13 protein-coding genes are annotated in these 17,589 nt (G+C 52.3%); 3 read left to right on the top strand and 10 right to left on the bottom strand.

Going from position 1 to position 17,589, the window contains the following annotated elements; genetic code table 11:
* Positions 1 to 68: 68 nt before the first annotated feature.
* Positions 69 to 1,214, bottom strand: a complete 1,146-nt coding sequence (locus tag ALO_RS18090) for a uroporphyrinogen decarboxylase family protein (protein WP_004099007.1) — start codon at positions 1,212 to 1,214, stop codon at positions 69 to 71.
* A gap of 238 nt (positions 1,215 to 1,452) precedes the next feature.
* On the opposite strand from ALO_RS18090, the gene ALO_RS18085 reads away from it, so the two are divergent.
* Positions 1,453 to 2,880 (top strand): sigma-54 interaction domain-containing protein, encoded by a 1,428-nt coding sequence (locus tag ALO_RS18085; protein WP_238528312.1) that lies wholly within the window; start codon positions 1,453 to 1,455, stop codon positions 2,878 to 2,880.
* A 71-nt stretch (positions 2,881 to 2,951) separates the two neighbouring features.
* On the opposite strand, the gene ALO_RS18080 is transcribed toward ALO_RS18085, so the two are convergent.
* The 8 genes from ALO_RS18080 to citD all read right to left on the bottom strand — a co-directional run bounded on the left by ALO_RS18080 (position 2,952) and on the right by citD (position 13,486).
* Positions 2,952 to 4,235 (bottom strand): MFS transporter, encoded by a 1,284-nt coding sequence (locus tag ALO_RS18080; protein ID WP_004099003.1) that lies wholly within the window; start codon positions 4,233 to 4,235, stop codon positions 2,952 to 2,954.
* Between the two features lie 358 nt (positions 4,236 to 4,593).
* Positions 4,594 to 6,690 carry an excinuclease ABC subunit UvrB gene (gene uvrB / locus ALO_RS18075; protein WP_040293848.1) on the bottom strand — a complete coding sequence of 699 codons (2,097 nt, stop codon included), beginning with the start codon at positions 6,688 to 6,690 and terminating at the stop codon, positions 4,594 to 4,596.
* A 117-nt stretch (positions 6,691 to 6,807) separates the two neighbouring features.
* Complete coding sequence (locus ALO_RS18070) at positions 6,808 to 8,049, bottom strand: PDZ domain-containing protein (protein ID WP_004099000.1); 1,242 nt, start codon at positions 8,047 to 8,049, stop codon at positions 6,808 to 6,810.
* Between the two features lie 204 nt (positions 8,050 to 8,253).
* On the bottom strand, positions 8,254 to 9,414 hold the full coding sequence (locus ALO_RS18065; protein WP_004098999.1) for a S41 family peptidase: 1,161 nt from the start codon (positions 9,412 to 9,414) through the stop codon (positions 8,254 to 8,256).
* 263 nt (positions 9,415 to 9,677) lie between these two features.
* The gene (gene citC / locus ALO_RS18060) at positions 9,678 to 10,730 is read right to left on the bottom strand and encodes a [citrate (pro-3S)-lyase] ligase (RefSeq protein ID WP_004098998.1); all 1,053 of its coding nucleotides are present in this window, start codon (positions 10,728 to 10,730) and stop codon (positions 9,678 to 9,680) included.
* A 35-nt stretch (positions 10,731 to 10,765) separates the two neighbouring features.
* On the bottom strand, positions 10,766 to 12,307 hold the full coding sequence (gene citF / locus ALO_RS18055; RefSeq protein WP_004098997.1) for a citrate lyase subunit alpha: 1,542 nt from the start codon (positions 12,305 to 12,307) through the stop codon (positions 10,766 to 10,768).
* Positions 12,304 to 13,173, bottom strand: coding sequence for an aldolase/citrate lyase family protein (locus tag ALO_RS18050; protein WP_040293847.1), 870 nt, complete (start codon positions 13,171 to 13,173; stop codon positions 12,304 to 12,306). The genes citF and ALO_RS18050 overlap by 4 nt, the downstream gene beginning before the upstream one ends.
* 40 nt (positions 13,174 to 13,213) lie before the next feature.
* Positions 13,214 to 13,486: a citrate lyase acyl carrier protein gene (gene citD, locus ALO_RS18045; protein ID WP_004098995.1), complete on the bottom strand. Its 273-nt coding sequence runs from the start codon at positions 13,484 to 13,486 to the stop codon at positions 13,214 to 13,216.
* Between the two features lie 233 nt (positions 13,487 to 13,719).
* Here citD and ALO_RS18040 point away from each other — a divergent pair, with 233 nt between their 5' ends.
* Positions 13,720 to 14,622 carry a LysR family transcriptional regulator gene (locus ALO_RS18040; RefSeq protein WP_004098994.1) on the top strand — a complete coding sequence of 301 codons (903 nt, stop codon included), beginning with the start codon at positions 13,720 to 13,722 and terminating at the stop codon, positions 14,620 to 14,622.
* 253 nt (positions 14,623 to 14,875) lie between these two features.
* Positions 14,876 to 16,186, top strand: a complete 1,311-nt coding sequence (locus ALO_RS18035) for a CitMHS family transporter (RefSeq protein ID WP_004098993.1) — start codon at positions 14,876 to 14,878, stop codon at positions 16,184 to 16,186.
* A gap of 142 nt (positions 16,187 to 16,328) precedes the next feature.
* Here the strand turns inward: ALO_RS18035 and ALO_RS18030 are convergent, their stop codons facing one another.
* Positions 16,329 to 17,474 (bottom strand): murein hydrolase activator EnvC family protein, encoded by a 1,146-nt coding sequence (locus ALO_RS18030; RefSeq protein ID WP_004098992.1) that lies wholly within the window; start codon positions 17,472 to 17,474, stop codon positions 16,329 to 16,331.
* Positions 17,475 to 17,589: the final 115 nt, after the last annotated feature.

Below are 17,589 nucleotides of genomic sequence, written 5' to 3'. Positions count from 1 at the left end.
CCCACGGAGGAGACAGTTGCATTATAAACAAACTAGACCAGACCCAAAAAGTAAATTCTGCGCATGGATTAGTTGTAGCGGCCGTATTTGTCCACAGCATCAAAAAAAGCTTTCACGTTTTCGTGTCTGGCGTTCATAGGCAGGTTGCAGCCTGAGGAGTATATTAACCCTTCACCGTTTTTGAATGTACTGATTAATTTTTTGGCGTAGTCATCCAGCTCACCGGGCGAGGCAACAGTAAACAGCGCCGCCGGCACATCCCCCTTGATGGCGCAGTGGCCCTTCAAAATTTCATAGGCTTTAAATATGTCGGTAGCGCCGTCCAGTTCGAGGACAAACTTGGCCTTTGGCAGTTGAAGGAAAAATTCCAGGTTTTTTGTCCAGTCGGCGTCGCAGTGCAGGATCGGTACGATGTTTTTCTCCCCCAGCTTTTCGACCATGACTTTCATGTATGGGCCGACAAACCGGTCAAAGTGTCTTGCGGAGATAAACTGGCCGGCCCCGCGGACTGCGCCGACAAATACCCGGTTGCTGCCGGTCAGCCTGGCGGCCGCTTCGCAGCCTGCAATAACCGCGTCGTTTACAATCCACAGCAGTTCTTCCAGTTGATCCCCTATTTGGAACATATCCTTGTAGAACTTATCCATCGAACGCATCATGGAAAAACCGTCAAAGGGAATGACACCCATGATGGCGCCCCAAGTCAGGCTCTGACCACGCCGAAGGGTATGGTCGATCTCATCCTGCCGCAGCCTGGCCATTTCTTTCTGGGCAGCCGCTATTTCCTCCCGGCTGACTTGGTGGACCCGCTCCAGAAAGGTCAGCCGGTATTCCATGAACCCTTTCTCTTTGACCAGGGCATAATCCTCACGCAACATGGCTTCAAACTCCACAATTTGATACTGGGCGTTGTCGCCCAGCTCCCTGCCCGGCATTTTCAGCCGTCCGGGCCCGCATTTTTGACCGACCGGCGCATAGCGGCCGTGCAGCATATACGCGTTGCTGTCCCAAACAGGGAAGGCCTGCCAAACCTTCTCCGTAGCCGCCATCGCCTTTTCCCAGTCCCACATATACTCTTTATTGGTAATACCGGCAAACTGTCCGGCGTATTGTTCGATAATCGGCGCGCAAACAACCCGGTCTACCGGCTGAAGATTGACGGCAGCAACAAGCCTCGCTTCTGCTGTCATGGTGTCTTTCGTTACTTCTCCCATATTATTGCCTCCTGTTATATGTAATAGATTTATTATTTACACGTCCACTTCCAATGCTGTATTTACCTATTCCGGTACATTGCTGAGCTTGCTCCTAAAAATGAAGCCTTTTTTCCGCGAGCAGCAGGAAATCTCAATATTTTGCCTAAATATTCTGCATATATTGTGTAATTTGTAGATTAGCAGTCAGACCTATGTATACACAGGTACGTCTTTGTATATACCGGAGCGAAAAGAGGTGAAACAATTGACCGGAATATCAGGAAAAAAACCTCCTTTCCCAATGAATAAAGAAGCTTTGTCCCAAATTTTTGACAAGTTCCCGGATCCGATTTTTGTCACCGACAGGCAGGGAAACGTCCTGCTGTCCAACTCCACTGCGGCAATGACTATCGGCATGTCATTAGACCAATTCTTAAAGTCCAATATAAACGATATGATCCAAAAAAGTTATTATAATAAATCCTATGCCATGGAAGCAGTAGAAAAAAAATGCGTTGTCAGCGGCCTGCTCACAACCAAATTGAATTTCACAATGATGTCGGTCAGCACCCCAGTGCTTGACGAAAACGGCGATGTCAGCCTGGTTTTGACGACAGGCAGACCAAAAGATTTATTGAAAACCTGTTCCAGCCAGGAAGAAAAGGAGATAATAAACCGGCGTAAGCGGGAAATAGACTACCTGCGCAACTATGTGCTGGAAAGTACAACGGTTGTCGCAGAAAGCCCGGCAATGCGCCAATTGCTGCTTTTAGCGCACCGGGTTGCCCAGGCTGACAGTACTGTTCTGTTATATGGAGAATCAGGGGTAGGCAAAGAGGTTTTGGCCAAATATATCCACCGCCATAGTAAAAGAGCGCAAGACGCATTCATCGCGGTGAATTGCGCATCCTTTCCGGAAAGTCTGGTGGAATCCGAGTTATTTGGCTACGAAAAAGGCGCGTTTACCGGAGCTGATATCAACGGTAAAGTCGGTCTGTTCGAGGCTGCCCACCAGGGCACCTTGTTCCTGGACGAAATTGCGGAACTTCCGCTGGCGCCGCAATCGAAACTGCTCCGGGTTCTGGAAACCAATGGAATCCGCAGGGTGGGAAGCAATGCTGACAGAAAGATCGATTTCAGATTAATTGCCGCGACCAACAGAGACTTGCTCCAGATGACCGAGCAGGGCTTGTTCCGCAAAGATCTTTACTACCGCTTGCATGTTATTCCCATTCGCATTCCGCCGCTAAAGGAAAGACCGGAAGATATTGAAGCGCTGGCGATGAAATTTCTGGCCGATTTCAATAAACAGTATGATTCCAATATTAAACTGAACCCGGATACACTGGATGCCTTTAAAAAGCATAATTGGCCGGGAAATGTGAGAGAACTCCGCAATTTGATCGAAAGAACGGTGATTTGCAGTTTGCCAGACTACCCCGCGGAGCTCCTTGCTTTAGCGGCGCCTATCGCATCCAGGCGTCCTGGCCAGAATGATTGTTTGAACTTAATGGGATGGAGCGGCACTCTAAAAGAAGTCGTAGGTAAGTTTGAGGAACAATACATTAATCAGGTCCTGGAGGAATGCAACGGACGGATCGGAGAAACGGCCAAAAGGCTGGGCATCTACCGCACAGTGCTTTACCGGAAACGCAAGGCGTTTGAACAAAGAAACAGTGAATGACTCGTTTCAGCTATGCTGAAACATGGAGAAACTCGCCCCGACAATGCAGACGGAGCTTTTTCAACGGTCTTCTAGGCGTTAAGCGAGGTGTCCTTACCGGCGCTCGCTTTCGGCATGGTCGTGAAAATCAGCAGGATAATGCCAACCAGACAAATAGCGGCATTCAGCTGAAAGGCAGGAGTATAACTTTGGAACATATCGAACAGTATGCCGCCGACCATGCCGGAGGCCGAGACAACAACGGCTGAAACCGCTTGCAATGTCCCGTTGATTTTTGGGAAAGCCGCCGGGCCAAAGAAATGGCCGAGCATGGTGTTTTGCGCCACAAACGACCAGCCAAAGCCGGCGCCGTAGCAAATGGCCGCGATATAGGCCGCGATCAACATGTTTGGGCTGACCTGAACGGCAAGATAGGATCCCATGAAGTAGCAGCAAATCCCCAGCATCATGACATAGCGGGCTGCCATTTTGTCCATTAGCCAGCCTGCGGCCAGCCGTCCGGCAATACCGCCCATGGTAAACAGGCCCATGGCAAAGGCTGCATCGGCAGGAATAATACCGGCCCCTCTCAGATGCATAATCCAATGGGCGGTAAAGAAGAAAAACGGCCATTGACTGGCGGCCGCCGCCAGCACAGCCAGCCAGTATGTATAGTTTTTATATACTTCCGCCGGCGTCCAGGCATAGTCGGTAACTAAAGCATTAACCCGGGAAACCGCTTTGGCCGCTGCATCCGGTTCTTTTCCGTCGGGGATTTGTCCTAAGTCCAGCGGATGCTCTTTTACGAACAGGAATGCAAACACTCCGCTGATAACAGCGATACCGGCAACAACCATCCAAGCCAGACGCCAATTGCCGCCAGTGGATGAAATCAGCGCATTCATTGCCGGTGCGCCGATAAATCCGGCGAAGCCTGAAGCCGTCATGGCTGCAGCCATCGCTCTGCCCCGAAACTGGACAAACCAGCGCGTAATCGCTGTTGACAGAGCGACAATCGTGCTCATGCCGATACCGGACCCAACCAGGATGCCGAAGCCGACTAGATAGTGCCAGGGTTGAGATGCCACCTGCGAGAGCCATAAGGTAGCGATAACCAAGACCGCCGATCCCAGCATGAAGGTCTTTCTAACCCCCCACCAGGTGATTGTCATACCAACCAGAATGGCCGACAGACCGACACAAAGATTCAGCAGCGAAAAGCCTAATCCGAAAGTCGCCCGGTCCATGGGGATTTCTTTCAGCATGAAGGAGTTAATCACCGTGCCGCCATAGAGCGGGAATCCCATATTCAATAAATATAATGTCCATAAGACCCCTACCAGCTTCCAGCCGTAGAACTTTTGTCCATTACCCATTGAATCAGCCTCCTAACTCCATTTTCACAGGGGAATTTCTTTACATATGTTGCAAGATACGTGCCAACATTCTGCAATTGCGTTAATGCTACACTCATTCTCGGCGTTTATAGCCCATTACTCACAATCGATTTTTAATCTAAGGTACTGATAAGATGACATCCTAATCCCCTAATAAAAAGTGATTGTACCGTTTCCGGTACAATCACTGAGAAAGAGTTCTGAATAATGATCCGAGTTATTGTTGATAACTCCCCTAATTAATTTCGAATATGCTTTCCTTTCAGATCCATCTCCAGGCCTAAAAGAGGGTGTACCTGCTATGGTACACCCTCTCCCCTATTTTGAGTGTTTTTCGTTAGCGTTCTTTGCCACTGCTCCGTTTGGCTTTATCTCCCCCGCTTTTCTTGCGAGTTGCCGGGGATTTTTTATCGCCTGCCGTCAGCTTGAATTTCTCCCGCAGTTCGATGATCATATCCCGCAGTTCGGCGGCCCGCTCAAAGGCCAGTTCTTTGGATGCCCGGCGCATTTCCTGTTCCAGGCTGGCCACTAGGTCCGAGGCGTCGGCATGGGTCATGCCGTCCAGGCGGTCGGTGCGGTAAAGGGCGGGAGATTCGGCGACACGGGTGGTTTCGATCAGTTCTTTGACCCGTTTGTGGATGGTCTGTGGGGTGATGCCGTGCTGTTTGTTGTATTCCTGCTGGATAGCGCGGCGGCGGTCGGTTTCGTCAATGGCCCGGCGCATGGAATCGGTGATGGTATCAGCGTACATGATGACTCTGCCTGAGGCATTGCGAGCCGCCCGGCCGATGGTCTGGATCAGGGAGGTTTCAGAACGCAGAAAGCCTTCCTTATCGGCGTCCAGGATGGCCACCAGGGAGACTTCCGGCAGATCCAGGCCTTCCCGCAGCAGGTTGATTCCGACCAGCACGTCGAACACTCCTGCCCGCAGGTCCCGAAGGATCTCCACCCGCTCAATAGTCACGATCTCAGAGTGCAGGTAACGGACCTTGATGCCCATTTCCTTGAAATATTCGGTCAGGTCTTCGGCCATTTTCTTAGTGAGGGTGGTAACCAGGACCCTCTCCTGATTGGCTGCTCTGAGTTTAATTTCGCCTAACAGGTCATCCATCTGGCCTTTGATAGGCCGGACTTCAATTTCCGGGTCCACCAGGCCGGTGGGGCGGATGACCTGTTCAGCCACCTGGGTGCTGGCCTTCATTTCGTATGCCGACGGCGTGGCCGAGACATAGACGATCTGATTGATCCGCTCCACAAACTCGTCAAAGGTCAGAGGCCGGTTGTCAAAAGCCGACGGCAGGCGAAAACCGTGTTCCACCAGGCTCTCCTTGCGGGAACGGTCGCCAGCGTACATTCCCCGAAGCTGAGGCAGGGTCACATGGGATTCGTCAACCACGATCAAAAAATCATCGGGAAAATAGTCTACCAGTGTATACGGCGACTCGCCGGGCTTGCGTCCGGTCAAGTGGCGGGAGTAGTTCTCGATGCCGCTGCAGTAACCCATTTCATTCATCATTTCCAGGTCGTAGCGGGTGCGCTGCTCCAAGCGCTGGGCTTCTAACAGTTTGTTATTGGCCCGCAGCCAGGCCAGGCGCTCGGTGAGTTCGACTTCGACATCGGCCATGGCCCGCTCCAGGTTTTCCCGGGAGGTGACATAGTGGGAGGCCGGATAAATGGCGGCGTGCTTACGTTCGCACAGTATCTCGCCGGTTAGGGTGTCGATCTCCATGATGCGCTCGATTTCATCGCCGAACATTTCCACCCGGACCGCCCGTTCTCCGTAGCCGGCCGGGAAGATCTCGACGACTTCACCCTTCACCCGGAATTTACCCCGGGTAAAGTTCACATCATTGCGTTCATATTGAATATCCACCAGCTTGCGCAGGATCTCGTCCCGGTCCTTGATCTGGCCCTGACGCAGGGACAAGACCAGATTATAGTAGTCTTCCGGCGAGCCCAGGCCGTAGATGCAGGACACGCTGGCCACGATGATGGTGTCCCGCCGTTCAAACAGGGAACTGGTGGCCGAATGGCGCAGTTTGTCGATTTCATCGTTGATAGAGGCGTCTTTTTCAATATAGGTATCGGTATGGGCAATATAGGCCTCAGGCTGGTAGTAGTCGTAATAACTGACAAAGTATTCCACGGCGTTGTTGGGAAAAAACTCTTTGAACTCGCTGGCTAATTGAGCCGCCAGGGTTTTATTGTGGGCGATTACCAGAGTTGGCTTCTGCACCGCCTCAATAACTTTGGCGATAGTAAAGGTCTTGCCGGTGCCGGTGGCGCCCAGAAGCGCCTGAGCCCATTCCCCCGCCCTGATCCCGGCTGCCAGTTTTTCCACCGCCCGGGGCTGATCGCCGGTAGCTTCAAACGGAGCCTCCACCTTAAATGGAACACCGCCTTCATGGTACAGTGTCTGGAGTTTTGGAACCATTGCCACGTATATCACCTCATTGTCTTCCTGTCCGGAATTCTATAGTACCCGGTGAATCCTCCTGTCCTCTGGCGACATTCCTCTTTGACAAGAGGGCATAAGGGGAGGAAGTGCTTCTTACCGGCGAAACAGGCGCTTCAGCCAGTGAAACAACCCAAAAGATCCCTGGACCACTTCTATATAGTTTTCCTCATGGCCAAAGGGGGCCAGGATAATTCCCAGGCGGCGCTCGCCGGCGAACCTGGCCCGCTGCCGCAGCAGCGCTTCGCCCCGGCGCCATTCCAGGGTAAAATCAAGGGTGGACCAGGCAATGGCGTTTTCCAGATCATAAGGACCCTGCAGCGGAATTTCGCCAAACCGCAGCAAAATATCCCCCGGCTGCAGTCCCATGCGCCGGGCAACGCTGCCTTCCACCGTATCCAGTACCGTCAGTCCGCCTCCCTGTTGGACAAAACGCGGCCTTCCCTGAAGTTCCTGTCGGTTGTCCAGGCGAATGAGGGCCTCGTGGCCCAGAGGGGACAACAGGGCCGCCACTAGTTGCAACCAGGAGTAGCGGACAGACAAAAGGGAAACCGCCAATAAAGTCGCGCTGTAGAAAAACAGATGCAGCGCCGACCGTCGCCGCCTGATCCCCGGCATGCTGGACACCGCCATATCACTGTAGCCCAGAGCCGCTACCACCGGTGCCAGCTTGTGGAACCATGCCGTGTCGGGAGGCAGCTGTTCTCCTACCGGCAGCAGCGGCCACCAGTCAGGGGTAGCAATGACGCCGGTCATGGCCATGATATCCGGGACCGGAACCGCATAGGCATAGGCCAGGATGATGGGTAACGGCCAAAAATTCTGCAGGGTAAAGGCGCCGACGATACGACCTTCATGGCGCAGGATAACCGGTACGGCGCTGTAGCGAGTGCTGATGGCGATCAGGATGCTTTCGGTAATATGCAAAATAGCCACTAAAGCCAATACCTGCGGTACATTGACCTCCGGCCAGCCAAACAACACGTTGGAAAGGGCCACCAATCCACCGGCATAGGCAAAACAAAGAAACCGTATGTGAATCAGCATCAGACCAATGGCCAGGGGCCAAATATAGTTAAACCCCAGCTGATTAATGGTAACCCCGACAAAAATCAGGATCAAACTGCCGATCAGGCCACCCACCGTGCCATAAGCCGCCGCCAGCAGCGTCTGCCGCCACCAGGGCCTTCCGATCACTCCGAACATATACAGCTGATTTTGCTGCATGCGGTAATACTGGGAAGCCACAAGCATTACCATCAGCCAGAACATCGGCTGCAGCCATAACACAACCACTCCCAGCAAAATCGACAGGAAAATATCGTAAAACGGAAACATTGCGTCACCTCGTGCGTTTATCCTTTCGCAAGCGAATTGTATATCATCTATATTATCCTACCATAGACAGAGAAAAAATCCTAGAAGACCGTTGAAAAAGGCCCTGTTTCGAGACTATAGATGAGTTTTTGCAACAATGCCGGATATAATGCAAAAGCGGCGGTATGCCGCCGCTTCCACATCATTATGACACAAGATATTTTATCATTTTCCGCTGAGTTTACTTTTTAAGACCTCCACTGCCTTCTCCATCTGAGGATCTTTAACGTCCGGCGCGGGCTCCTGCCATTCGAGCGCAATGTCCGGTTCAATGCCGGTGCCGTGAATGGAGCGGCCGTTGGGGGTATAGTATTTGGCAATGGTCAGCTTGACAGCCGTACTGGAATCCAGGCGCATGATGGTCTGGACCGATCCTTTGCCATAGGTCTTTGTGCCGATCAGAGTGCCGGCTCCTGTGTCCTGGACCGCTCCGGCCACAATTTCCGAGGCGCTGGCGCTGCCGCCGTTGACCAAGACGGCCAGAGGATATTTCACTGTCTCCAGGTCAGAGGAATGAGTTTCTTTTTGTCCGTCACGGGTAATAACCGACACTACCGGTCCTTTGGGCACTATCAGACCGGAAACTTTGACGCTTTGGTCCAAAAGCCCCCCCGGATTGTCCCTGAGGTCCAGAATCATGGCTTTCATGCCTTTCTTCTCCAGGTCCCGATATTGAGAAATAAAGTCCGGTGAGGTGTTTTCATTGAACATGGAGATGCGGATATAGCCGATATCGTCCGGCAGCATTTTGGAAGCCACTGTTTTGATCTGGATATTGGAACGGGTCAGAACATAATCTTTCACTTCCTGCGCCGGCAGGCGGCGAATGCTCAGGACTACGTTTGTGCCTTCCGGGCCGCGGATCTTGCTGACCGCCTCATCCAGCTGCAGGTCTTTGGTATCTTTGCCGTCGATCTGGATGATCTGATCGCCGCTTTTAATGCCGGCTTTATCGCCGGGAGTTCCCTCAATGGGAGAGACCACCGTTAAAATTTTGTCTTTGACGCCGACGACAATGCCTACGCCGCCAAAAGAGCCTTCAGTCTCAACCATAAACTCTTTGAACATCTTGGCGTCCAGATAGATGGAATGGGGGTCTTCCAGGGACTGGACCATGCCTTTAATGGCCCCGCTGACCAACTTCTCCACCGGCACTTCTTCAATATAACGAGCCTGGATGACATTGACCGCCCGGATCAATCGCAGCATATTGGCTGCATCCAGCGACCCCGACTGGAACAGGAATAAGAAAGCGCCGGACGTTAGAAGAAAAGTAATCAGCACTAACGCGACAGCGCCCAAAAAAAGTTTACGCCGGTTAGACAAGATATATACACCACCTATTATGTATTCGGCATATCTGCCGACTCATATAAAGCAAATCATACAATTTATAGTATGCACTAATTTTTGCCGCTATGCAAGCAGAATGCAAAAAGGGCCGTCAAGGTGGATTTTGCGGAATATCGCTTGTCAGCGCGGCCATAACCTTCCCGTGGCCTGCACTGCCTGACCGCTGCTTATAACCAGAGCCTGCCGCTGAAGTCCCGTGCCGGGATTTCAGCGGCAGGCTCTTCCGACTGTTGCCGCTAATGCCGTGAATCTGAGCTGCGTATCTTTTCCAGAATTTCTCTCGCATCTTCCGATCTTAAATAACGATACGTTACAGCCGGAACCAGAGATCGTATGACCTCCCAGTCATCCTGCCGGATTCTGTCCCGCACTTTGGAGGCGCTGACAATCTCGCCCTGTATTTGGGTCCGCTCGAGCACCCTTACTTCAATGCCATGAGCGGGCAGGATGTCCAGCATGGCCGTATTGTAGGCGTTTGTGACGGGGCAATATGGTTCCCGGCCGATGTAGCGGGCCCGAATCCCCAGATTAGGCGCAATTTTTCCGGCAAACAGATTGATATCCAGCCGGGTTTGAGCCACCACTTTATCTTCCTCATGGGTAAAATAGGTGGGAAAGGTAGCGGCGGAAATGATGTATTTGCCGCCGGGCACAACCGCCACATTCGCCAGGTGGGCTACCCCTTCCCGTACCAGCCTGAAGCGTACGTCAAACGGGAACAGTGACCGGTCTTCGCTGACCACGAATACAATCACCGCGGCGTTTTCTCCGGCTGCTTTCTCGATCAGCGCCAAGTGGCCCAGGGTAAAAGGATTGCAGTTTACGACCACCGCAGCGCGAGGCCCTTGGATATGGGCTATGTGGGCCGCCTTTTGGGCAATTTCGGCGCAATAGGCGCCGACAGACCCCAGTCCTGTTTCCAGCAAAGCTGCATAGGGTTCAGCCCGGCAGATTTCCACAAAGCCCAGATTGCCGAATAAATGCGCTTTAGCCGGCTTTGTGAAAATAAAATAATGCATCCGGCCCCGCCGGGCTTGCTCCTGCATCAGTTCCGAGACGATAGTCGCAGTGAATCCCGCGCCCTGAACGGATTCGTCGACGGCAATATTGCGCAGGATTTCCCCCTTGAAAGAACCGGTGCCTGCCAGGTTTCCGTGCAGCCGCAGATTGATTGTATATTCAACGTCCTCATCATAAGACAGCCCAAACCGGGCCAGGAACGTGCGCACTGCGGCAACCTGCCCGGCATTCTTCAGGTCCACTCTCTCAATTTCACAGCTGCCGAACATAGTTTCACCCTTTTCCCGTTGCTGTCTGCGAACAACTATAAAACCGGCCGCCGGATGACATCAATCACCGTTCCGTCCCGGTATTCCACGACGCCGACAATTTCATCGCTCAGCTTGATCGGCGCCGGTGCGCCGCCCATTTCATAACCGATCTTCTTGAGATCGTGAATGGACATCAGCGGCAGTCCCGCATGCTTTAAATTTTCCAGCAGATCGGCCCGTTTGGGATTGACGGCCACGCCCCGTTCGGTTACGATCACATCCACCGAGTCTCCCGGCGTTACAATGGTCTGCACATTGTCAATCACCATGGGCAAACGACCGCGCAGCAGAGGCGCAACCACGATGGTGCAGTTGGCGCCGGCCGAAGCATCCGAGTGTCCGCCGGAAGCGCCCATGATCACCCCGTTGGAGTCGGTAATGACATTGACATTGAAATTCACGTCCACTTCCGTTGCGGCCAGAATGACAAAATCCAGCTGATTGGCGATACTGCCGCGGTTATGGGGATTGGCGTAAAAGCTGCAGCTCATCTCATGGTGGCTGGGGTTGTCCCGCAGCGACTCGATGGCCCGGATATCAAAGTCCTGAACATCAAACATGTTTTTGACCAGGCCCTCTTCCAGCAGCTCCACAAAGGGCGCCAGGATGCCGCCGATGGCAAAATCAGCCTTAATATTCTGCTTAATCATTTTTTCCCGCAGAAACCGCCCTGCCGCGGCCGAAGCGGCGCCGGCCCCCAGCTGCATGCCGAAGCCCGACTTGAAGTAGCCGGAGTATTCCATCACCCTGGCCGCCATATCAGCGATGAGCAATTCCCGGGGATTGCTCGTATAGCGCAGCGAGCCGGAGGCGATTCCCTTGGGATCACCGATGCAGTCGACCTGGACGATATAATCCACCTGAGTCATGGGAATACTGACAGGAGCCAGCATCCCTTCCACCAGATTGTCGGTAATGGCCACCACCGTGTCCGCGTAGGCGGCATCCACCATGGCGTAGCCCATGGAACCGCAGGCGGCAGGCCCCTGTACGCCGTTGATGTTGCCGTACCGGTCACAGGCCGGGGCAGCGATAAAGGCTACGTCAATATGCAGCTCACCGGCTTCGATAGCCCTGGCTCTGCCGCCGTGAGAACGGATAATCGTCGGTTTGCCCGGCGTCTGCATGGTGAGATATTTACCGAGTTTCCCCCGGGCGCCGCTGGTTTCCACGGCGGTAATCACGCCCTGTTCAATAAAGGGAATGATCTTGTCGTTATTATCCAAAAAAGAGCTGGGCGCCAGGGTCAGACCTTTAATCCCCCGGCGTGCGATCGCTTCCACCATCATATTGATGACATAATCTCCGTTGCGCAGTGAATGGTGGAAAGAAATTGTCATGCCGTCTTTCAGCCCGGACGCTTCGATGGCTTCCTCCAGGGATGCCAGAACTTTCTGCCGGCCGGGAGCAAAGGCGGCCAGCTTCTTGCCCGCCATGCGGCCGTCCGGCTGGGTGGCGAAGGGCCCCCTATAAGGTTTTACCGTATGATATCCGGGAATGCTTGCCGGAATGTCTCTGCCTGCTGCGTTAATCACAATGCTTCCTCCTTCCGGTATGCTCCGACTGCCGCTGCATATGCCAATACGCGCTCGGCCCGGGTGATCATCGGCGCATCAATCATTTTTCCGTTCAAGGAGATTACGCCGGACTTCCGCTCCAGGGCTTCACGATAAGCCGCCAGCACTTTCTGAGCATACTCAATTTCTTTGTCCGTAGGCGTATATACCTGATAAACCAGGTTGATCTGGCGCGGATTGACCACCGACTTGCCGTCAAATCCCAGTTCTTTGATCAGTTTCACTTCTTCAATAAACGTCTCTTCATCACGGATATCGGAAAATACCGAATCGATGACGTCGACGCCGGCCTCACGGGCCGCAAACACCAGCATGCTGCGGGCAGTAAACAGTTCCCGGCCGCCTTTGGTTTTTGTCGTTTTCAGGGAGGTGACAAAATCTTCGCCCCCAATGGCCAGAGCCATCATCCGGGGACTGGCAGTGGCCATTTCATAAGCATTACGCAATCCCTTAGGCGACTCGACAGCCGTCATCATCTGGATAGACCCGGCTGCAAAACCGTGTTTTTCTTCCGCTTCACTGATAATCTCATCAATCAATTTGATTTCATCCGCCGTTTCCCCCTTCGGCAGACGAATGAAATCCGGCTTGGAAGCCAGCACACATTCTAAATCATCCCGGCCCCATGGGGTACTGATGTGATTGATCCGGACGCCCACTTCGCAGGGATACTTAAAATGTTTTAACGCGCTGGCCACAAGGTGTCGCGCGGCATCCTTCTCCGGAATGGAAACAGCGTCTTCCAGATCAAAAATAATGCTGTCGGCGCCGTAAATGCCGGCATTCTGCAGCATGGCAGGATTATTCCCCGGCGCAAACATCATCGCCCGGCGTAACTTTTCTTTTCCCACGATCTCTTCCTCCTTAGCTCAAGGCCCGCATCACTGCGGTTCTGATCCGGGCTTCGATGGTATAATCCAGTGCGCCCTTTTCATTGGCGTGAACAACCGCATCCTGCACTCCGTAGGATGCCAGTGTCTTGATAATGAGATTTTTGATATGCTCTCCGTACTGCTGCATCGTAGGGCTAATCAGTTCCACTGTGATGCCTGCTCCCGGATCCGCTGGCGCCAGCATGATCAAAATATCGGTTGATTCTACCGTGCCGGCTTGCGCTGATTTCAACAGCCTGCTCATAAATAACTCCCTCCCCGCTTCGGATAAACTATCGATAGTCGAACGAACTCTGCTATTGCAGCGACTATAACAATTATAGATACTATTCAGAAATAAAAGTAATAGTTTTCTGCGATCGGCATCAATCAAAAATTTAAATAATCAAAACAAGGAAAATCGGGATGATATTCCGAACCGATACCTTTTGAAGCTAAATAATGTTTACCATCCAAAATATTTTAGGAGGACCTCACGTGGACGATCGGGACTGGCGTATTTTACAAGTTCTGTTTGAACAAAAAAACATCACTAAAACAGCGCAGGCCTTGTTTATTTCCCAACCGGCGCTAACGGCGCGCCTGCGGCAAATAGAAGCGGAATTCGGGGTCAAAATCGCCTACCGTACGAGCAAGGGCGTCCAGTTTACTCCCCAGGGAGAATATTTGGCGAAGTGTGCGGCGCAAACCCTTTTCAACCTCCGCCAAATTAAGGAGCAAGTCATGAATTTGGAGAACAAGGTCGCCGGCACCTTACGGCTGGGAGCATCCAGCTATTTCACAATGTTCATGCTCCCCCCTCTCCTTAAACTCTTCCAGCGGCAATATCCGGATGTTGAGTTCAAGGTAACCACTACCTGGAGTAAAGATATCCACACCCTTGTATATAATCAGGAGGTTCACGTAGGCTTCGTAAGTTCGGATTATGACTGGCAGGGCCAGAAGCTCCTGCTGTTTGAAGAACCGATCTGCATCGCCTCGATGAACAAAATCGACGTCAGAAACCTCCCGAATCTGCCCCGCATTAACTATCAGACTGATGCTCTCATTAAAAACCTCATCGATAAATGGTGGCGGGAACGCTTCTCGCAGCCTCCGACCATCAACATGGAAGTCGACAGGCTGGTCACCTGCAAGGAAATGGTTAAAAACGGGCTAGGCTATGGGATCATGCCTCATCTGATATTAAACGGCATAGAAAACCTGCACAAAATTTATCTGACGGATAAACAGGGAAAATCCGTTCAGCGTAAAACCTGGATGATTTATCATCAGGAATTTCTGGAGATGAATTTGTTTAAAGTATTTGTAAATTTCGTCAAAAAAATGAATTTTACTGATATTTTGCAAATCGTGTGCCTTACGTTTGTTATACAGTGAAACCCTTGCATTTCCGGCGGAGAGGCAGGGGTTTCGGCACAATATAGTTAAATTTGATAGCCGGCGATCAATAGTTTGAATTTTACATGGACCCTTGACACATTTTATACTTATAATTACGCGAACTGCAGGGTTGGGTATAATGGCTGCGTCCGCGATATGCGATCCGGATCAAATTGTTTGAAAATTTAATATTCACTAAATTACCGTTTTCATTCAAATCTTCCATCTTAAAAATCAAGGAGGAATTTCAATGCCAACCTTAGCGATTCTGGGTTTTACAATGATTGTCGTATTTATGTACCTGATTATGTCCAAGCGCATGTCAGCCATGACTGCCTTAATGCTGATCCCCATACTCTTTGCCCTTTTTATAACGGGATTTGACGCCAAGCTTGGCAAGATGATGTGGGACGGGGTGAAACAAGTGGCTCCCACCGGAATTATGATCTGTTTTGCCATACTGTATTTCGGGGTGATGATCGACGCCGGCCTGTTTGACCCTCTTATCAAGAGAATCCTGCAGGCTGTGAAGGGCGATCCGGTAAAAGTCTCCGTAGGGACAGCGCTGCTGGCCATGTTTGTCTCCCTGGACGGCGACGGTTCTACCACTTACATGGTAACCTGTTCGGCCATGCTGGCCGTACACCGGCGGCTGGGCCTCCGCCCGCTTATTCTGCCTGCCATTGTGCTGATGATGAACAGCGTCATGAACATCATCCCCTGGGGCGGACCGACCGGACGGGTATTGGCAGCAATGAGGCTGGAAGCCGGGGATGTCTTTACGCCGCTGGTTCCGGGAATGTTCTTCGGCGCTCTCTGGGTCATCTTTATGGCCTATCGCTGGGGCCTGCAAGAAAGAAAACGCCTTGGCGTAAACACCGGTACGGTTTCTGAGACGGCTACCCCCGTTTCGGTGTCCGTCGATCCGGAAGCGGAGCAATTAAAACGGCCGCGGATGTTTTGGGTGAATCTTGCCTTAACCGTACTGCTCATAGTATGCCTGATCATGGAAGTACTGCCGCTGGGCATCCTGTTTATGCTTGGCACAGGCATCGCCTTAATGCTCAATTATCCCAGCCTGAAAGACCAGACGGCGCGGCTGGCAGCCAATGGCGCCAATGCTATTCCGGTGGTGGCGATGATCTTTGCCGCCGGCATTTTCATGGGGATCATGTCCGGCACCAAAATGGTCGAGGCCATGGCCCAGTCGCTGATTGGGGCTATTCCGCCTTCCATGGGCCCGCATTTTAGTTTAATTTCCGCTTTGCTCAGCCTGCCGGGCACTTTCTTTCTCACCAATGACGCCTACTATTTCGGCGTTCTGCCGGTTCTAGCGCAGGCTGCCGCCACTTACGGCATCAGCGCCGCGGAAATGGGGCGCGCCGCCCTTATCGGGCAGGGCGCTCACATGCTGAGCCCGCTGGTGCCTGCCACCTATCTGCTGGTAGGCTTGAATAAAGTCGAATTCGGCGACTTGCAAAAATTTGCTTTGCTTCCTGTTATCGGGATCTCTATCGTTTGGCTGATTACTGCAGTGGCGCTTGGCCACATTCAGCTCTAAGCCACTCCACATCCCCGTCTTGACGGCAATCAATGCGGCAGAAACCCCGAGGGTTCCTGCCGCATTGCCATTTTCACAAAACTCAGGGGTCAGTTGCTTCATCCTTTTTGCAACTGACCCTTTTTCCTTTTCCTGTATTTTATTACGGCAAATAATCTATCGGGCTGACCGGCGAACCGCTCTTACGCACTTCAAAATGCAGATGCGGCCCGGTGGAATTTCCGGTGCTTCCTACTTTGGAAACAACCGATCCCTTTTGCACGATCTGGCCTTCACTGACCACCAGCTGGGAGTTGTGGGCATAGAGAGTAGATAGTCCGCCGCCGTGATTAATGATGACCGTCTTACCATAGCCACCCATCCAGTCGGCGTAAATCACGATACCGCTGTCTACGGCTATCACTGGCGTACCGTAGCCAACGCCGATGTCAATACCGGTATGCAGGCGGCGGGTACCAAAAATAGGATGGGTCCGCCAGCCAAAAGGCGAGGTGATCGGCCCTACTGCCGGCCACAACATGCTTCCGCTGGACTGAATGTCAGCCGACTGACCATCTGACTGGACCCGGCGGATCAGGGATTCAATTTCCCGGGAAGTCTCCAGCAGCTCCAGATAAGCCCGCTCGGAAACTTCCTTCTCGTTGACCGCCGCGTTCAGTACAACCTGATGTTCATCCCGCCGCATCTGAATGACGGATTTTTTTTCGGAAGCTTTTTGCCCCAGCACCAGGAGTTCCGCCTGGTCTTGCTCCATTTGCGCCTGCTTGCTGTTAATCTGCTCTCTCTGGGTCTTGATCTGAGTGATCAAGGCTACGTCCTGGTCCAGAACCCGCCGCAAAAGATCATAGCGGGTGGTAAAGTCCCGAAAATCGGAAGCCCCTAACAGGACATCCACATAACTGACTTGTCCGTTTTTATAGATATCCCGGATTCGACGGCTGAGGATTTTGGTCCGTTCAGCCAGTTCCACTTCAGCTTTTTCCAGGAATTCGGCGTCGGCCCTGGTCTGTTCTTCCAAGGTTCGCAACCGGTGGTTGATATATCCGTACTCCTGTCGCGCTTGATCAAGTTCTGTCTGTACTGCCCGGAGCTTTTCCGAGACACTGTTGACTTTTCGCTGGGCCTGCAGGGCACGGGACTGCTGCTCCTGAAGCTGCATTTGAATCTGGCGCAATTCCTGTTGTTTTTGCTCAACGTCGTTAGCAAAGGCCGGACCATACACTAACGGCAAATTGAGCAAAAGCAGCGCGAAAGCCGCCGCCTTCTGATGGCGAGATATTTCCCACATGCTTTTTCCCCCCTACATTTCATCTATGTATCATAATGCAGACAGCCACGCTGCAGGGAGAAAAGCCGATTTCCCGATCCGTGCAACCGCTATCCATACATTCTCTAAATAATCA

Origin of the sequence: Acetonema longum DSM 6540 (assembly GCF_000219125.1) — a bacterium.
Classification (GTDB): domain Bacteria; phylum Bacillota; class Negativicutes; order Sporomusales; family Acetonemataceae; genus Acetonema; species Acetonema longum.
Note: the sequence above shows the minus strand (reverse complement) of the source record. Positions and strands in the feature narration are given on the sequence as shown.